At 55.4% G+C, this 14,767-nt stretch carries 17 protein-coding genes, 3 tRNA genes, 1 pseudogene and 1 other annotated feature (1 of these 22 only partly in view); of the genes and pseudogenes, 1 reads left to right on the top strand and 20 read right to left on the bottom strand.

Annotation, left to right across the window (positions count from 1 at the left end):
- Nucleotides 1-151: GTP-binding protein (locus TAMC210_RS07450; protein ID WP_254388580.1), on the bottom strand; the 151-nt coding region annotated here is incomplete at its 3' end.
- Nucleotides 152-353: 202 nt separating this feature from the next.
- Here TAMC210_RS07450 and TAMC210_RS07445 point away from each other — a divergent pair.
- Entirely contained in the window at nt 354-704 is a 351-nt protein-coding gene (locus tag TAMC210_RS07445; protein ID WP_173298128.1) for an EamA family transporter, read from the top strand.
- A 70-nt stretch (nt 705-774) separates the two neighbouring features.
- On the opposite strand, the gene TAMC210_RS13650 is transcribed toward TAMC210_RS07445, so the two are convergent.
- From TAMC210_RS13650 to cysE, 19 genes and pseudogenes are all read right to left on the bottom strand, one after another.
- Nucleotides 775-900, bottom strand: coding sequence for a hypothetical protein (locus TAMC210_RS13650; protein WP_256366481.1), 126 nt, complete (start codon nt 898-900; stop codon nt 775-777).
- Nucleotides 901-1,226: 326 nt separating this feature from the next.
- Nucleotides 1,227-2,300 carry a redox-regulated ATPase YchF gene (gene ychF / locus TAMC210_RS07440; RefSeq protein ID WP_173298127.1) on the bottom strand — a complete coding sequence of 358 codons (1,074 nt, stop codon included), beginning with the start codon at nt 2,298-2,300 and terminating at the stop codon, nt 1,227-1,229.
- A gap of 433 nt (nt 2,301-2,733) precedes the next feature.
- A complete protein-coding gene (gene pstS / locus TAMC210_RS07435) occupies nt 2,734-3,849 on the bottom strand; it encodes a phosphate ABC transporter substrate-binding protein PstS (protein ID WP_173298126.1) in 1,116 nt (371 codons plus the stop codon).
- Nucleotides 3,850-4,368: 519 nt separating this feature from the next.
- On the bottom strand, nt 4,369-4,863 hold the full coding sequence (locus tag TAMC210_RS07430; RefSeq protein WP_254388579.1) for a 4Fe-4S binding protein: 495 nt from the start codon (nt 4,861-4,863) through the stop codon (nt 4,369-4,371).
- An 861-nt stretch (nt 4,864-5,724) separates the two neighbouring features.
- On the bottom strand, nt 5,725-6,144 hold the full coding sequence (locus TAMC210_RS07425; protein WP_173298124.1) for a HEPN domain-containing protein: 420 nt from the start codon (nt 6,142-6,144) through the stop codon (nt 5,725-5,727).
- Nucleotides 6,116-6,475 (bottom strand): nucleotidyltransferase domain-containing protein, encoded by a 360-nt coding sequence (locus TAMC210_RS07420; RefSeq protein WP_173298123.1) that lies wholly within the window; start codon nt 6,473-6,475, stop codon nt 6,116-6,118. The genes TAMC210_RS07425 and TAMC210_RS07420 overlap by 29 nt, the downstream gene beginning before the upstream one ends.
- Nucleotides 6,476-6,969: 494 nt before the next feature.
- Nucleotides 6,970-7,774: pseudogene (tnpC, locus tag TAMC210_RS07415) on the bottom strand (IS66 family transposase); the annotation flags it as partial.
- Between the two features lie 140 nt (nt 7,775-7,914).
- Complete coding sequence (gene tnpB / locus TAMC210_RS07410) at nt 7,915-8,271, bottom strand: IS66 family insertion sequence element accessory protein TnpB (RefSeq protein WP_173298122.1); 357 nt, start codon at nt 8,269-8,271, stop codon at nt 7,915-7,917.
- Nucleotides 8,265-8,585 (bottom strand): IS66 family insertion sequence element accessory protein TnpA, encoded by a 321-nt coding sequence (tnpA, locus tag TAMC210_RS07405; protein WP_173298121.1) that lies wholly within the window; start codon nt 8,583-8,585, stop codon nt 8,265-8,267. The genes tnpB and tnpA overlap by 7 nt, the downstream gene beginning before the upstream one ends.
- 225 nt (nt 8,586-8,810) lie before the next feature.
- Nucleotides 8,811-8,886: transfer RNA gene (locus TAMC210_RS07400), tRNA-Thr, on the bottom strand.
- Between the two features lies 1 nt (nt 8,887).
- Nucleotides 8,888-8,963 (bottom strand) — tRNA-Met (locus tag TAMC210_RS07395).
- Between the two features lie 11 nt (nt 8,964-8,974).
- Nucleotides 8,975-9,060 (bottom strand) — tRNA-Tyr (locus TAMC210_RS07390).
- Between the two features lie 106 nt (nt 9,061-9,166).
- Nucleotides 9,167-9,811 carry an RNA polymerase sporulation sigma factor SigH gene (gene sigH / locus TAMC210_RS07385; protein ID WP_173298120.1) on the bottom strand — a complete coding sequence of 215 codons (645 nt, stop codon included), beginning with the start codon at nt 9,809-9,811 and terminating at the stop codon, nt 9,167-9,169.
- A 151-nt stretch (nt 9,812-9,962) separates the two neighbouring features.
- Complete coding sequence (locus TAMC210_RS07380) at nt 9,963-10,463, bottom strand: NYN domain-containing protein (RefSeq protein WP_173298119.1); 501 nt, start codon at nt 10,461-10,463, stop codon at nt 9,963-9,965.
- Nucleotides 10,444-11,220, bottom strand: coding sequence for a 23S rRNA (guanosine(2251)-2'-O)-methyltransferase RlmB (gene rlmB / locus TAMC210_RS07375; protein ID WP_173298118.1), 777 nt, complete (start codon nt 11,218-11,220; stop codon nt 10,444-10,446). The genes TAMC210_RS07380 and rlmB overlap by 20 nt, the downstream gene beginning before the upstream one ends.
- Nucleotides 11,221-11,241: 21 nt before the next feature.
- Entirely contained in the window at nt 11,242-11,946 is a 705-nt protein-coding gene (gene thyX / locus TAMC210_RS07370; RefSeq protein ID WP_173298117.1) for an FAD-dependent thymidylate synthase, read from the bottom strand.
- Nucleotides 11,943-12,380 (bottom strand): Mini-ribonuclease 3, encoded by a 438-nt coding sequence (locus TAMC210_RS07365; RefSeq protein WP_254388554.1) that lies wholly within the window; start codon nt 12,378-12,380, stop codon nt 11,943-11,945. Before TAMC210_RS07365 ends, thyX begins: the two co-directional genes overlap by 4 nt.
- Nucleotides 12,377-13,846 (bottom strand): cysteine--tRNA ligase, encoded by a 1,470-nt coding sequence (gene cysS / locus TAMC210_RS07360; protein ID WP_173298116.1) that lies wholly within the window; start codon nt 13,844-13,846, stop codon nt 12,377-12,379. The genes TAMC210_RS07365 and cysS overlap by 4 nt, the downstream gene beginning before the upstream one ends.
- A complete protein-coding gene (gene cysE / locus TAMC210_RS07355) occupies nt 13,788-14,507 on the bottom strand; it encodes a serine O-acetyltransferase (RefSeq protein ID WP_173298115.1) in 720 nt (239 codons plus the stop codon). The genes cysS and cysE overlap by 59 nt, the downstream gene beginning before the upstream one ends.
- 132 nt (nt 14,508-14,639) lie before the next feature.
- Nucleotides 14,640-14,767, bottom strand: a binding site (T-box leader); it runs 110 nt beyond the window's last position.

The following is a 14,767-nucleotide window of genomic DNA, read 5'->3' as shown; positions in this document are numbered from 1 at the left end:
CGATCTGGTCGTACGCCGTGGGCACCGCCCCGCCTACCTTCGATAAACAGAACGTTATCGCCGCCGTCAACGTCGTCTTCCCATGGTCTACGTGCCCTATCGTCCCTACATTCACATGCGGCTTCTTACGCTCAAATTTCTGCTTCGCCATCCCTTTGCCTTCCCTCCCTGACACACCTTGCTTTCCCTATTATGTAGGGTGGTCCTTTTCCCATGGATTATTTCTACGCTTGTCCCGCTTTTCCTCCCCGCTTCCCCATATTATTGCCATCCCGCGGCCCCTAAATTCCGGAACCCCGTGCTTGACTTTGTCCTGCCCTGGCAATAATGTTTACCGAGGAAGGAGACTACTAATGCCACCTTTCATTCTGCTTATCCTGTCTGTTCTCTTGGGAGCAGCGGCTCAAGTCATGCTAAAACTGGGTGTCAACCTAGGGGGTGCCGGGACATCCTATGGGGCCTTCCTTTCCCTTCTCACCAGCCCCTTCGTCCTTTCCGGCATTTTCTCCTTCGGGCTGAGCTTTCTCCTCTGGTTGAAGGTGCTAGCCCTTTACGATTTGGCCTATGCCTACCCTTTCGTAAGTTTAAGCTATATTATCGTCGCCTTGGCCGCCCGGCTCCTCCTCGGTGAGAGCATACCACCCCTGCGCCTGGCAGGGCTGGCCCTGATCTTCCTGGGGATTATCCTGGTGGGACGCAGTTAAAAAATGCCCGCACCGGCTTTGGTGCGGGAGAAAGGGGTGGTTATGACCGGAAAGGTAGGTTTGCCAAGGGTTAGAGCCAGGCAAAGAGGAAAATAACCAAGAGGAGAAAGAGAAACACCAGGGCACCGTCGGCTACCAGGTCGCGCGCCGGCGCCGTAGTTGTTGGCTGCATTTCGATTTGATTAAATTCATCCATCTGGATCCCCCCGATCCGAGTTTTATATTTGCCCGGCAGTCCCGGGTCGGATACCGTTCGCAGTCTGGGCAGTGCGCCCTGCGCCCGTGGAAGGGCCGGCCTGTCCGGCATTCCCTCCTTTTGCCGGGCTGCAGCCCCAGGGCCCTCCGTCAGCCTTCCTCGCCAGGCCTGCCGGGACCCCGGGGCTTACCTGCAGGATCCGTATCTTCTCCCGGCTGTTTCTCTTCGCGCGCCACCCTGGTTTCCCTGTCATTGACAGTTTATGTAGGAAACCGCATAAGGGTTCTAAACCCACCGGGTGATACAACTCAGAGTGTGGGGATCTTCTACACGTTAAAACGAAAGTTAATTATATCGCCGTCGGCCACCACATAGTCTTTGCCTTCCAGCCGCACCAATCCCTTCTCCCTCACCTTGGCCATGCTGCCCAGGGCCTGGAGATCGTCAAATCGGACCACTTCCGCCCGTATAAAACCCCGCTCCATATCGGAGTGAACCTTGCCCGCCGCTTCCTTAGCCCGGGTGCCCTCCCGGATGGTCCACGCCCGCACCTCGTCTTCCCCGGCGGTGAGGAAGGAAATGAGGCCCAGCCTTCGATAGACAGCCCTGGCCACACGGTGGATGCCGGGTTCCTGGATCCCCATCTCCTTTAGGAATACTTCCCTGTCCTCCGGCTCCAGCCGGGCTATCTCCACCTCCAGCTTGGCACACAGGGTCAGAAGGGGGAAACCCCTATGCCGGGCATAGGCCTCAACCTCATCCCGGCCGGGGTAAGAACCCTGGTGAAGCTGGTCTTCATCGATATTGATCACCACCAGGAGGGGCTTGGTAGTCAAAAACTCCATATGCCGCAAGGCCTGCCATTCCTCCTCGGTCAGGCCGGCTTCGGACAGGGGCTTTTCGGCTTCCAGGACCTCTCGGCAGCGCCGTAGGGCCGCCTGCTCCGCCTGCATCTCCCCCTTAATCTTCTTGCTGGCCGCAATCCGCTCCAGCCTGGTTTCTACCAATTGGAGGTCGGCCAGGAGGAGTTCGGCCTGGACGGTATCCAGGTCGCGCACAGGATTGAGGTTACCCTCCACGTGGGGCACGGCTTCGTCCCGGAAAACGCGCACCACGTGGATCAGGGCGTCCACCTCCCTCACGGCGGCCAAAAAGGAGGCTCCAGCCCCGGGGTTAAAGCCGGGCACATCGATGACCTCGAGGGTAGCCGGCGTAATCTTGCGCGGGCGGTAAAGGGAAGCCAGGAAATCCAGCCGTGGATCGGGAATGGGAGCCGTACGGATATTGGTCTTGGTCCGGCCGCCAAAGGCCGAAGTTTCGGCTTCCGACCGGGTAAGGAGGTTAAACAATGTTGTCTTACCTACCAGGGGCAGGCCGATAATGCCACAAGTCAGGGACAAAGGCCTTCACCTCATTCGCAGTAAACTGGGATATACTTACAAAGGCGAAAGCCCCGAAGGAAACCTTCGGGGCCTCTCTGGAGCCCATAACCGGGATTGAACCGGTGCAGCATTTTGACATGCCAGCACCCTTCCACGACGGGCGGCACGTCCGGCCTATTACTATTTAACGCGAACACTGCCGGTTACCCTTAATTGCACTCGGTTAGTGCCCCTTGTTCCCCCGGAGAGGCATATTTGGGCATTCCAAAAAGAATACCGCCATTTGAACCTTGTCCGGGCCGTACAACGTACGCGGATATTCGGTTCTTGTCGTTGGTAACAATAGCATATCTATATCCGGCAGTCAAGCTCTGTCCCGCAGGCAGGGCCGTCAAAGAAAAGGTTGGAGGCTAGCCGAGCCATACATGTCTTCCCGTACCTTATACAGGTGCTACTTAATAAAAGGTGTGCCCTGGTAATTAATCTGTTTAATTTTCTCCTCAGCTTTCTTAACTACATTCTGAGGCAGGGGGGCATATAAAAGGTCCTTGGCGTATTTTTGCCCATCATGGATGGCCCACCAGAGAAACTCTGCCAAGGCTTTCCCTTTGACCTTGTCCTTCTGGTCCTTGTAGACAAGAATGTACGTGTAACCCGCTATGGGGTAGGCGTTCTCCCCAGGGGGATCAGTAATGGAAACGCGCATATCCTCAGGCATAGTGGCCGCTGCTCCTGCCGCTGCAGCTGTAGTAGTTTCTAGACTAGGTTCTACAAACTTACCCGCCTTGTTCTTAATAAAAGCATAGGGTAATTTGTTTTGTATGGCGTAAGCTAATTCCACATAGCCAATACTGCCCGGAGTCTGTTTAACCGTGCCGGCTACTCCCTCATTACCCTTAGCGCCGATACCCACCGGCCACTCCACAGCAGTGCCCTGGCCCACCTTTTCCTTCCAGGCGGGACTTACTTTGCTCAGGTAATCGGTAAAAATACCGGTAGTGCCGCTACCATCCGAACGATGAATAACTACAATATCTTGGTTGGGTAATTTAATACTCGGGTTAAGGGTGGCAATCTTACTGTCATTCCACTTTTTTATGTTGCCAAGGAATATGTCTACGAGGACCTCCGGCGCCAGTTGCAAAGGTTTATCCAGGCCCTCCAGATTATAGGTAACTGCCACGGCGCCTGCTACGGTGGGAATGTGCAAAATCGGCCCCCTAGCTTTAGCCAACTGCTCATCTTTCATAGGAGCGTCGCTGCCTGCAAAATCTACCATCTCATTCAGGATGTTATTAATACCGCCGCTGCTACCGATAGATTGGTAATCTATATTTATATTGGAATTGACCTTTTGAAATTCCTGGATCCACTTGGTATAAAGGGGATAAGGAAAAGAAGCGCCGGCACCGGCAAGGGTCACCAAAGAAATTTGTTCAGAAGGTTGGTTCTCTTGGTGAGAAATTTGCTCCTTCGGCTGCCCGGAACCGCACCCGGACACAAGTATAGCAACTACCAGGGCCATCAGCAGAATAACCCCAATCTTGCTCTTGAGGTTAAGTTTCATAATTGCTATTTCCCCTCCTTGTCTTTTTATCTAAGCGGCAACTACCACGGTAAGTGCTTTATGAGACCGGGGGAATATCAATTTAATTTCAAATTCTCCCTATATTGCATCCCTCCTCCATTACCCTTGAAGCACTAACCCCTGGCCCAACTTGAAAATCTTGCATCCCTCCCTATATAGATTAAAACGTAAGCTACTGGATCGCGGCCTCATCGTCCACCATCAAGACGGCCATAATCCTGACCCTCCTTGGTTATAGGGTAAAACCTCTTAGTTCAATTATAATGCCGAAACATTAAGGCTATTTTGTCTTTAGTTTAAGCCTCTCTTAAGATTAATTTAAAATCGCGTTACGAAGAAGAGGCTAACAAGTGCACCTAACAGCCGCGGACGGGGAGCCAGCTTCTCCCACGCCCGGGCCACTTCGGGCAATAGCCCCGGTGGGGCAGACAAGCCGGCATTCCATGCACCAAGCACATTCAGTGTCCCGGACTTTCTTTCCTTAGTTAATAAAATACATCACGTCAACATCCATTGGGGATACACGGTTGCACTGACCGCATTTAATGCAGGCCGCCTCCGGTTTTCCGGAAGGTGCAACATGTTCAGGGCCACCGCGGCCGGCAGTTTCATTATCACGGGCACAGGGCAGACAAGCTTGCAGAAAGCCCGGTGGTCTTTATAGATAAAGGCCAGGGACACAGCGATCAGATAATAAAATGCATCGCCGGCAAACATCCACAGCATTTCGCTCTTGTGCAGATAGTCATTCCGCACGTCATAGTTTAAAAACCTTACCAGGACCACCGGTAATAAGACTGAAAGGGCGAAGGTCAGGTATCTTATCTCTTTCAGTTCTGGTCGAACACGACCCGCCTTTTTAATCGGCAGCCAGTCCAGAACGGCCGCTGTCCAGCAGGCCCAACCGCAAAATCCCCGCCCCCAGATCAAAGGCCCGAATACCTTGACAACCATGTAATGGTTGATTCCCTTGGAAAAATAGCCAGCCAGCACCAGCAAAACCACGCCTTCTAAATTGAAAGTTCTCATTGTTGGCGCTCGGGACAAATAGCAAGAGCGCTGGCATAACCATCAAAAGGGCAACCCGCCTTCCTACAGGCCTTTTCTTACGGGGGAGTTTCATCATCAAATATACCCAATCCAGGGAAAAACAACCCGGAATCCCCACCAGCCTATCACGGAATACAGGATCGCCGCTACGGCCAATCCGGCGACCAACGGTACGGTAAAAGAAAACCTGAAGACCGCCCTTAGCCCTCCTTGCCATTTTGGGAGGCGTGCTGTAGTACAAAGGACAGGACACCATATAAACCAGAACACCTACCATCCTCCTAAGGCAACGGGCCCTAACGACAACTGCGTCGGACCAGAGGGGTAAGGGGAGCCACCTACCCTATCCCGTCCTTTCTGCCTACCCGGTAGCGGAAATGCGGCCGCGCTCCCTACTGCGGCATGCTACGTTAGCTTCCGGCCGTGGGCTCTGGCTCCAATTTTACGATGATGGGGGGAGGTACCAATAGAGTTAATAAATCCTGTAGCTGCACTGGGCAATACGGAGAGGTTGGGATTCCTGGTTCTCTTGACAGGCAAGCATCGATGAAAGGGCCGCAGTCGGAATGATCTTTAAAAGTTCGGGGGGTCGAATTCCTTTAGCTCCACCAGCAGAACTAAGGCCTCCCGGTCCCGGGAGGCTAAAAGGCCAAAAATGTTTGTTACTTACTGGAGGTTTCGACATCCAACTTCCTTACTATACTTCAAATTCCTCCACCGCAACCCACCGCGACATCCCTATCCCTTTTGTTACTAAAGGGACACCGGCTCCTTTGTAGGGCGCCGTCATGTACCGCGGACGGCTTAAACTGTCCAGCCTTTTGCCAGACCCAGTTGCTGTACTCTTTCAATCACTTGCTCAGCCACCTGTAATGCCCGCTCTCCATCATGGATATCAAAGGCTTCCGCGGGAATCCCTCCAGGCAGCCCGTTAGGATAGCGTGTAGGAATATAGTACTTATCAAGGGTAGCAGCCTCGGACGCTAAACGACTGAAAGCCTCGTTAATTTCCTTACACCTTGCAACCAGCTCGGCCACTGAGTGTCCCCAGGGGTCTTCTCCTTCACTGTACAGGTAAGCTTTAAGGGCCTTTTCGGCAGCCTGTTGAGCCAGGAAACAGGCTATGTTATAGCGTCCGCCTTCGTGACAGTACCGGGCGTCCTCCAGGTCCCGCCGGGCCTGCTTCAGCCATCTTTTAGCTTCCAGAACGTGCTCGGGCCTCATAGAGTATCTTCCCCTCATTTACTATTTGCCGGATAAACGGTCGGGTCCTCACTAATTCAGCAAACTCCTCCGGCGTATAAACTAATAGATCCAGGGCTACGGCCGGCGATACCGTGCGGTAAATTACATCAAGCCGATCCATAAATCTTAGCTCCGTATCCCATACGACCAACAGATCAAGGTCGCTGCCGCTGTGAACTCTTCCCTTGCCTAAGGAACCAAAAAGAATAACCTTCTGCACTCCCAGGCCAGCTAACTTTTGGGTTATACGTTCTGCTTCTTTCAGCAGAAGTTTCCTGCGTAAGCTTATTTTATCCTTTACGGCAGACATGATACACCTCAAAAGGCATTACCAGCTATTTCTAGATACATTGTAATCCATCACAGGAGGAAAAACAATTCCCCATAAAGTTGTGCGTTACGTGGCCAGCGATCGTTAAATCGGCAGCGAGATTACCCCTTATTCTATGTACAGCATGACTTACAGCTTATTATTTTTACTTAGCAACCCTATCCTATTCCGCGAGCTTTTGCTCGATCCATTCCTTTGCAGCAGTTGCGCGCGCTATATCCAGGTGGTTGTAATCCATGCCGGCCATAGCCTCGAGCTGCGCCCCTCGTCTTGTGACCCCCTTAGTGTATGTGGCGCTGGCCACAAACAGCAGCCCGTCGCTAGGAGCTGCCTTTTTGTAAGCGTCAAATACTACCCACCTTGTTGGGTTGCGGTAGTAAGCATAAAAGAACCCCTACCGAAATCATCTAAGGGGTAGGGGCTAAAACAAGCTTAATTATTCATCCGGCAAACGGGGGGCAGAGTTTCCGACCACAGTAAACCGCCTGCCCAAAGGTGCTTTTGGGCAGTACGTGGGATTTCTGCTTCTTAAGCCATGCCCAAAATTCGTCCAGCACGGGCCGGCTGCGCTCCTGGCGGATTTGATACCGTTCTTCCGGGGTTTTGTCTTTAAGCTCGCTCTCTATGGCAAAGAGCCGGTTGCAGAACTTAAGCCCCTCCCGGGCAGCCACTGCTTTGTTGCGTTTATCTTGCGGCAGGGCTTTTAAGGCTTCGTCGAACTTGCGCCGGGCATGAGCCCAGCAGCCTACCAGGGTGACATCCACAAGCTCATGGTAGCCGGCATAGCCGTCAACGTGTAAATAGCCCTTAAAACCTTTTAGGAACCGGCGGGGGTGTTTGCCGGCCCGGGTGGTCTGGTACTCGTAAAAGAATTATGGGAGGGCCGTCCCGCCCGGTACGGTAAAGCCAAAGGAATGATTTGGTGGTAGCTTCCCTTCCCGGTTCATGAAGTACCTGTAACGTAGTTTCGTCGGCATGGAGGATGTCTCTTTTGAGGAGGTGTTCATGGAGACGGTCGTAAATAAGGGTTAAGTAGGTGTTAGCTCCATGGAGCACCCAGTTGGCCATGGTCTGCCGGGAAAGGTCTATCCCCAAACCTTTAAACTGCTGCTCCTGGCGGTAGAGGGGCAGCCCCGCCCCATATTTCTGGCTCATGATGTAGCTAAGAAGCGAGGGAGATACCGGGCTTCCGGGAAGTACAGGGGCAGGCATGGGCGCCGTGATAACCGGGGTGGTTATTTCCTCTTTCTCGCAGCGGCGGCAGGAATAAACGTATTGAGCACAGTGCTCTCGCAGTTCTTCTATGGTCATGGTAGCTATAGACTTAGCAGTGTTCATGCTTTAATAATTCGACGAATCAGCCCAAATTCCTCTAGAATAAACCATAAGGTGAAAATATTTCTTCCTGATGCTTTATATTACAAGATGGTGCGTGCTTTTACCTCGGGATGGGCTTTGGGCTGGTTCAGGGGAAGGCCGTCAAGCAGCCAGCGCAGCTCCCGGCGGCTTATGGTGATGGTGGAAGAAGTATTTCCCACAGGCCATATGAATTTGCCCTTCTCCAGCCGGCGGTAATAAAGCCAGAACCCGTTGTGTTCCCAGTGGAGGATCTTTAGTTTGTCCCTCTTACGGTTGCAGAAAACAAAGAGGCAAGAAGAGAAAGGGTCTAATTCGAAACCTTCCTTGACCAGCACCGCCAGGCCGTCGATAGACTTGCGCAAATCCGTGGCGCCGCAGGCGAGATAAACCCGGTCGATGCTAACTTCGTTTAGCATAAGCTTACCAGCACCCGTACTACCTGGATGAGCAAGGCCGGGTCAAAGCCGGGTCTTACCTCGATGCTGGCCGGTCCTATTTTGACCAGTAGGGACTGTTCTGGGGAACCTTGCTCGCTTATTTCTATTGGCAGCCACCGGTTGGAACTTTCCGGGGGAGCTGTGGTCTGGTTCTTAAACTTCCGCAGCCAGTACCATAACTGCCTGGGGCTAATGCCCTCATGGGAGGCGCACCATTCTTTAACGCTTTGCCCGCTTTCCCTGTATTCGGCTATACGAGCTTCCCAAAGTTTTTGTAATTCGGCTCTGGTCATAAGGGGAAATCCTCCTCAGTTAGTTTTCCGAGGAAGATTATCCCTTAAACTCGAGCACAATGCCAAGGTGGGTTATATTTGACGCTTACCCACTTATTAACCATCAAGTTAACACCCATGCCCGGGCGCACAAAAGAGCAGGAGCACATATGGTACCCCTGCCGAATATAAAAGAACATCGCCCTACCCGCTTTTACCGGACTATTTTCGGGTAGGGCGAGAGCGTGGAGCCCATAACCGGGATTGAACCGGTGACCTCCGCCTTACCAAGGCGACGCTCTACCAACTGAGCTATATGGGCATGGTTGCGGGGGTTGGATTTGAACCAACGACCTTCGGGTTATGAGCCCGACGAGCTACCAGCTGCTCCACCCCGCAGTGAAGATTTATGGTGGAGGGGGCTGGATTCGAACCAGCGAAGGCATCGCCAGCAGATTTACAGTCTGCCCCCTTTGGCCAGCTTGGGTACCCCTCCCCTTTTTCGCTCTTCAGTTTTCCCAGACGCAGAAGTAATTATATCAACTCCCGGAGCAGCCGTCAAGGCCTTTGGCCTGCCATTTCTTGCCCTGAAGGGCTTCTCCTTAGGCGTCCCGCCTTTCCAGATAGCGCTCCAGCTTCCTTTTTACCCTTTGGAGGGCGTTATCGATGGACTTAACGTGGCGCTGGAGGTCTAGGGCGATCTCCTGGTAGGACTTGCCCTCCAGGTAGGACATTAAAACCTCTCGCTCCAGGGAGCTTAAGATCTCTCCCATCTTCTCCTCGATATTGTAAAATTCCTCCCGGCTAATTATAAGTTCCTCGGGGTCGGCAATCCTGGAACCGGAGATGATGTCCAGAAGGGTGCGATCGGAATCTTCGTCGTAAACCGGTTTGTTCAGGGACACATAGGAATTGAGGGGGATATGCTTCTGGCGGGTGGCCGTCTTTATGGCCGTAATGATCTGGCGCGTAATACACAATTCCGCAAAGGCACGAAAAGACGACAGTTTGTCGCCCCGGAAATCCCGTATAGCTTTGTAGAGGCCGATCATCCCTTCCTGGATGATATCTTCCCTGTCGGCCCCCACTAGGAAATAAGCCCGGGCCTTGGCCCGTACGAAATTGCGATATTTATTTATTAAATATTCCTGGGCTACGTCATCCCCCTCCTGAGCCAAAGTAACAATTTCCTCGTCCCCCATGACCTCGTAGCTATGGAAGGTCTCGCGCTGGAGATTGACGCTCATGGCACCGCCTCCGCCTCCGGTTTCTCCATATAATTCTATGTTTCGGGAGGCTATATATCCTTGTCCAAGACACCATCAATTATACCGGAAATCGGCCTCTAGAGCAAGACTCGAAAAATTTCCTCCCCTTACAGCTTCCCAGCCCCCTACTCTATTCCCTTCGCCATTTTTCCAAAATCATCCGCTCATGGGGAGACAGGTATCCGTCCAGGGGGTTGTAGTCCCGCTCTTCAGTATATCCCTCCACCTTCCGGCGCACTTCCAGCACCAGTTTTCTTAATCCCATAGGTGACAGGCGCAGGGCCCCCTTCCCCCAGACTACCCTCTGTTCCAGCCAGTCCCCCGTCACCACTACAACTTCCTTCCCCGCGGTAACCAGCTCCCCCGCCAGCCTTTCAATACAGGTATCTGCCGTTTCGCCCTGCCGGGTATAGATCACCCGGACGCCGGCCTGTTCCTCCTGCCCGGTATCACGGCCTCCGAGGCGGTAGGCGTCGAAAACGATGAAGATCTCCACACCGAGGAGAGGCCGGACATTTATCATCTCATCTATTAGTTTATCCCTGGCGTGGCCTAAATTTGACTCTTTGAGCCGGAGAAGTTCGGGCCAGCTGTGTATGACATTGTACCCGTCAAGAATCAGTACGGTCATGGTGCATTCCCCTGGCCGCAGCGGGGAACTCCCGCTGGCGAACTACCTCATAGAGAAGAACGGCAGCGGCAGCGGCTACATTTAAGGAGTTGATGTGACCCCGCATGGGCAGCCTGACCACCAGGTCGCACTTCCGCCTCACCAGGTAAGAAAGCCCCTTCCCTTCTCCTCCCAGCACCAGGACCAGGGGCAAGGTGAAGTCGGCTGCAAAGGCCAGGGTTTCCCCGTCTCCTTCGGCACCGATGGCCCAAAGGCCGCGCTCCTTTAAGGCTTCCAGCGTGGTACCAAGGTTCGCCACCCGAGCCACCGGAACGTATTCCACGGCCCCTGCCGCCACGCGGGCCACGGCCGGCGAAAGCCCGGCGCTGCGGCGGCGGGGGATAATAACCCCGTGGACGCCGCAAGCGTCGGCCAGGCGGAGGACGGCTCCCAGGTTCTGCGGGTCCTCCACGCCGTCGAGCATCAGCAGAAAGGGAGCCTCCTGCCTCTGCCGGGAAGCTTCCAAAAGGTCCTCCACCTCGACGTAACCTTTGGCCGCCGCCAGGGCTACCACCCCCTGGTGGGGTACCTCACCGGCCACCCGGTTCAAGGCCCGGCGGTCCACCTTCTGCAAGGGAACGCCCTGCTCCCGGGCCAGGTACACGATTTCAGACACTGTGCGTCCCTCGGCGCCGTGGGCCACCAGAATCTTGTTCAGGGGGCGGCCGGCCTTCAAGGCCTCCCTGACCGCCTGGCGCCCGGCCAGGATTTCTTCCATACCTTCGCCCGGGCCTCCTTTCTAATCCTCACCTTGCCAGGGCTGGAGGGGGTTGAAAAAATCATCGGTGATGACTACCCGGGCGTAATGTTCCGGCGGGAACTGCACATCATAGGGAATATCTTCGAACAGCACGGGCAGCTTTGCTTTAAAAAACAAGAGCAGGGGAATGGCCACCTGCCGCATTTGCGGGTGGGCCGCCGGAGAGCACCGCAGGCGGAAGAAATGCCGCCATTCCCTCAGGTTATAGGTAACCACCAGCTCGGTCTTGAGGGAGGTGGGCAAGACCGAACGCGCTTCCTGGGGGGTACAGGTCTCCAGCAAAGCCATATAACTCTTTTCGGCGGCCAAACAGGCCTCCTTCCAGTAATAATACTCCTTTTTACCGGTCAGGAAAAAGGGTTCGATGACCGTTATCTCCCGGCCGAATTGGTCCCGGCCGTAATTGCAGTACCTGGTCGATTCCTGGCTGTAGGAGCCCAGACGGTGCCTGACGATCTCATGGGATATACCCCGGTCCACCACCATCAGGACGGTAATCTTTTCGTGTTCGATGACGGACTCATGTCCCCGCTGCAAAATATTCCTCAGGAAGGGCGCGGCCGTGTGATCTTTGATTTTACCCTCGGATTTGTAGCATACCCGGGCATAACGCTCCAGTTTTTCCAGGATACGAGGGTCCAGGGCGGTCTGAGGCACCAAAACCCGGGGGCTCTCGATGATCATGGGCCTTGTCCCCCCTCAACCAGCTCACAAACAGCAGCAAACACCTGCCGCAACCGGGGCCAGTCCCCTTTCAGGTAAAGGTAGCCGAAAAGGGTTTCCAGGGCCGTGCTGTAGCGGTACTCCAGGGGCGTGGCATGCCGCGGCAGATGTCCCGGCCTGGCATTGCGTCCGCGTCGGAGGACTTCCTTTTCCTCCGACGTAAGCCTTCCCTCCAGGCGGGGCACCAGCCGGGCCTGGTTGACGGCGGCCACAAACTCCACTGCTTCCCGGTGAAGGACATCCACCCTGGTAGCCCTCCCTTGAACCAAGTAACTCCGTACCAGAAGTTCGTAAACGGCGTCGCCTACATAGGCCAGGACCAGGGGGGAAAGCTCCTCCACTTGCTCCGGTGGCAGGCTGGTCGGTATCGGCAACAATTCCTCCTTCGGCCTCACCCGCGACGAATCCTCCAGCGGACACCGTGGGGGGTGTCCTCCAGGATAATCCCCAGCTCTTTGAGACGGTCCCGCAGATAGTCGGCCGTGGCCCAGTCCTTGCGCTGGCGGGCATCCTGCCGGATGGAGAGGATAAGCTCCACCAGCCCGGCCACCAGCCCGCCGTCCGCCTCCTGCCTGGCGCCGCCGAAAAGACCCAGGACACCCTCTCCCAAATCGTCTAGGACGGAGGCGGCCTCCGCCAGGGCTTCTGCTGTCCCCGGCCCCTTCTCGCCGCGGTTAACAAAGGTGTTAATCTCGCGCACCAGTTCGTACAGGACGCCCAGGGCATGGGCGGTATTAAAATCATCGTCCAAGGCCGCCTCGAGTTTAGAGCGCAGGGACCTTACCCGTTCCCTCAGCTCGAGGGCGGCCGGAGTTGCCCCTTCCCCCGCAGGGCCTCCGACCCCTTCACGGTCCCCGCCACCCGAGGCGGCCAGGGCCTCGGCCAGAACCACCCGGGCGTTGACCAGGCGGTCATAGCCTCTCTCCGCCTCTTCCAGGTACTCATCGGCAAAGTCCAGGGGGCTGCGGTAATGGGTGCCCAAGAGATAAAGGCGTACGGCCTGGGGCCTGAACCGCCCCAGGATCTCCCGCAGGAGAAAGAAGTTTCCCTTGGATTTGGACATCTTCTCCTGATTGACGGTGATGAAACCGTTGTGCAGCCAGAACCGGGCAAAGGGCTTCCCCGTCAGGGCCTCGGCCTGGGCGATTTCGTTTTCATGGTGGGGAAAGATGAGATCTGCTCCCCCGCCGTGGATGTCGAAGGAAGGGCCCAGGTATTTCAGGGCCATGGTGGAGCATTCAATATGCCAGCCGGGCCGGCCGAGTCCCCAGGGGCTGTCCCAGGCCGGCTCACCGGGCCGGGCCTTCTTCCAGAGGGCAAAGTCCAGGGGGTTCCTTTTGTCCTCGCCGATCTCCACCCGGGCACCGGCCATCATTTCCTCGGGCTGACGTCGGGATAGCCTGCCGTAGGCGGGAAACTTATCCACAGCAAAATAGACGTCCCCCTTGGCGGCATAAGCGTAACCCCGCCGGATCAGGTCCTCCACGGCCCGAATAATATCCTCGATGTGGTGGCTCACCCGGGGATAGAGGCTGGCCCGCCTTACGTTCAAGGCATCGGCATCCACAAAGAATTCCCGGATATACCTGGCGGCCAGGACTTCAGCCGGCACGCCCTCTTCCCGGGCCCTGTGGATAATTTTGTCATCAATGTCGGTAAAGTTCTGCACATAGAAGACTGCGTATCCCCGGTATTCCAGATAACGCCTCAGGGAATCGAAAACCACCAGGGGCCGGGCATTGCCCAGGTGGATGTAGTTATAGGTGGTGGGGCCGCAGACGTACATTCTAACCAGTCCCGGCTCAGCAGGAACGAACTTTTCCTTGCCACCCGTCAGGGTATTGAACAGATAGAGGCTCAAAGTTTTTACCCTCCAGTTCTTCCAAGCGCTTTTCCAGGCGCTGTATCTGCCGCTGCAGGCATAGGAGCATCTCGGCCACCGGGTCGGGCAGGTCCTCGTGGTGCAGATCGATTTCGCTTACTTGGGCGTCGGCAATGTTGCGCCCGTCCCGTACCACCACTTTGCCCGGCACTCCCACCACCGTACAGTTAGGAGGTACATCCCGCAGCACTACGGACCCGGCACCGATTTTTACGTTGTTCCCGATGGTGATGTTACCCAGCACCTTGGCACCGGTACCGATGACCACGTTGTCGCCGACGGTAGGGTGCCGCTTGCCCCTCTCCTTGCCCGTACCCCCCAGGGTGACCCCCTGGTAGATGGTGACGTTATTCCCCACCTCTGCCGTCTCGCCAATGACTACGCCCATTCCGTGGTCGATAAAGATCCCTTCGCCCAGTTTGGCTCCCGGATGGATCTCAATGCCCGTCAGGAAACGGTTCACCTGGGAAATTAAGCGGGCCAGAAGGGTAAAGCCTTTCCGATGGAAAAAGTGGGCCACGCGGTGCAATAGGATGGCGTGAAATCCCGGATAGCACAGGAGGACTTCCAGTACGCTGCGGGCTGCCGGGTCCCGCTCGAAAACAACCTCAATGTCCCGTTTAATGCTCCTCCACCCCATAAAGCTTTCACCTCCCGACCTCCCCTGGTTGTACAGTCCCCCAAACCCGCCTGCGCATCAAGTGGCCGGGCAACGGCTTTTCCCTTCTGTTCCCGGTATCCCCCTATTCTCCATTAAAAAACCCTTCGCCACGCCAGGGACGAAGGGTCTCCGCGGTTCCACCCTGCTTGGGAAGAAAATTCCCCCCTCTACCGGCGCCCGAGGGCACCGCCGACCGTTAACGGGGCCAACCGTTACGACCTACTGACCTTCGGCCGTAC

Source organism: Thermanaeromonas sp. C210, from assembly GCF_013167955.1.
GTDB lineage: Bacteria > Bacillota > DSM-521 > Neomoorellales > Neomoorellaceae > UBA12545.
This window is presented reverse-complemented; position numbering and strand designations above follow the sequence as displayed.

What these genes read in the sequence shown, in the direction of transcription:
- rlmB (WP_173298118.1), bottom strand. Translation starts at nt 11,220, where the DNA reads ATGGAAGAAATCCTGGCCGGGCGCCAGGCGGTCAGGGAGGCCTTGAAG.
- TAMC210_RS07380 (WP_173298119.1), bottom strand. Translation starts at nt 10,463, where the DNA reads ATGACCGTACTGATTCTTGACGGGTACAATGTCATACACAGCTGGCCC.
- tnpA (WP_173298121.1), bottom strand. Translation starts at nt 8,585, where the DNA reads ATGACCAGAGCCGAATTACAAAAACTTTGGGAAGCTCGTATAGCCGAA.
- cysE (WP_173298115.1), bottom strand. Translation starts at nt 14,507, where the DNA reads ATGGGGTGGAGGAGCATTAAACGGGACATTGAGGTTGTTTTCGAGCGG.
- TAMC210_RS07425 (WP_173298124.1), bottom strand. Translation starts at nt 6,144, where the DNA reads ATGAGGCCCGAGCACGTTCTGGAAGCTAAAAGATGGCTGAAGCAGGCC.
- sigH (WP_173298120.1), bottom strand. Translation starts at nt 9,811, where the DNA reads ATGAGCGTCAATCTCCAGCGCGAGACCTTCCATAGCTACGAGGTCATG.
- TAMC210_RS07420 (WP_173298123.1), bottom strand. Translation starts at nt 6,475, where the DNA reads ATGTCTGCCGTAAAGGATAAAATAAGCTTACGCAGGAAACTTCTGCTG.
- TAMC210_RS07445 (WP_173298128.1), top strand. Translation starts at nt 354, where the DNA reads ATGCCACCTTTCATTCTGCTTATCCTGTCTGTTCTCTTGGGAGCAGCG.
- pstS (WP_173298126.1), bottom strand. Translation starts at nt 3,849, where the DNA reads ATGAAACTTAACCTCAAGAGCAAGATTGGGGTTATTCTGCTGATGGCC.
- TAMC210_RS13650 (WP_256366481.1), bottom strand. Translation starts at nt 900, where the DNA reads ATGGATGAATTTAATCAAATCGAAATGCAGCCAACAACTACGGCGCCG.
- thyX (WP_173298117.1), bottom strand. Translation starts at nt 11,946, where the DNA reads ATGATCATCGAGAGCCCCCGGGTTTTGGTGCCTCAGACCGCCCTGGAC.
- tnpB (WP_173298122.1), bottom strand. Translation starts at nt 8,271, where the DNA reads ATGCTAAACGAAGTTAGCATCGACCGGGTTTATCTCGCCTGCGGCGCC.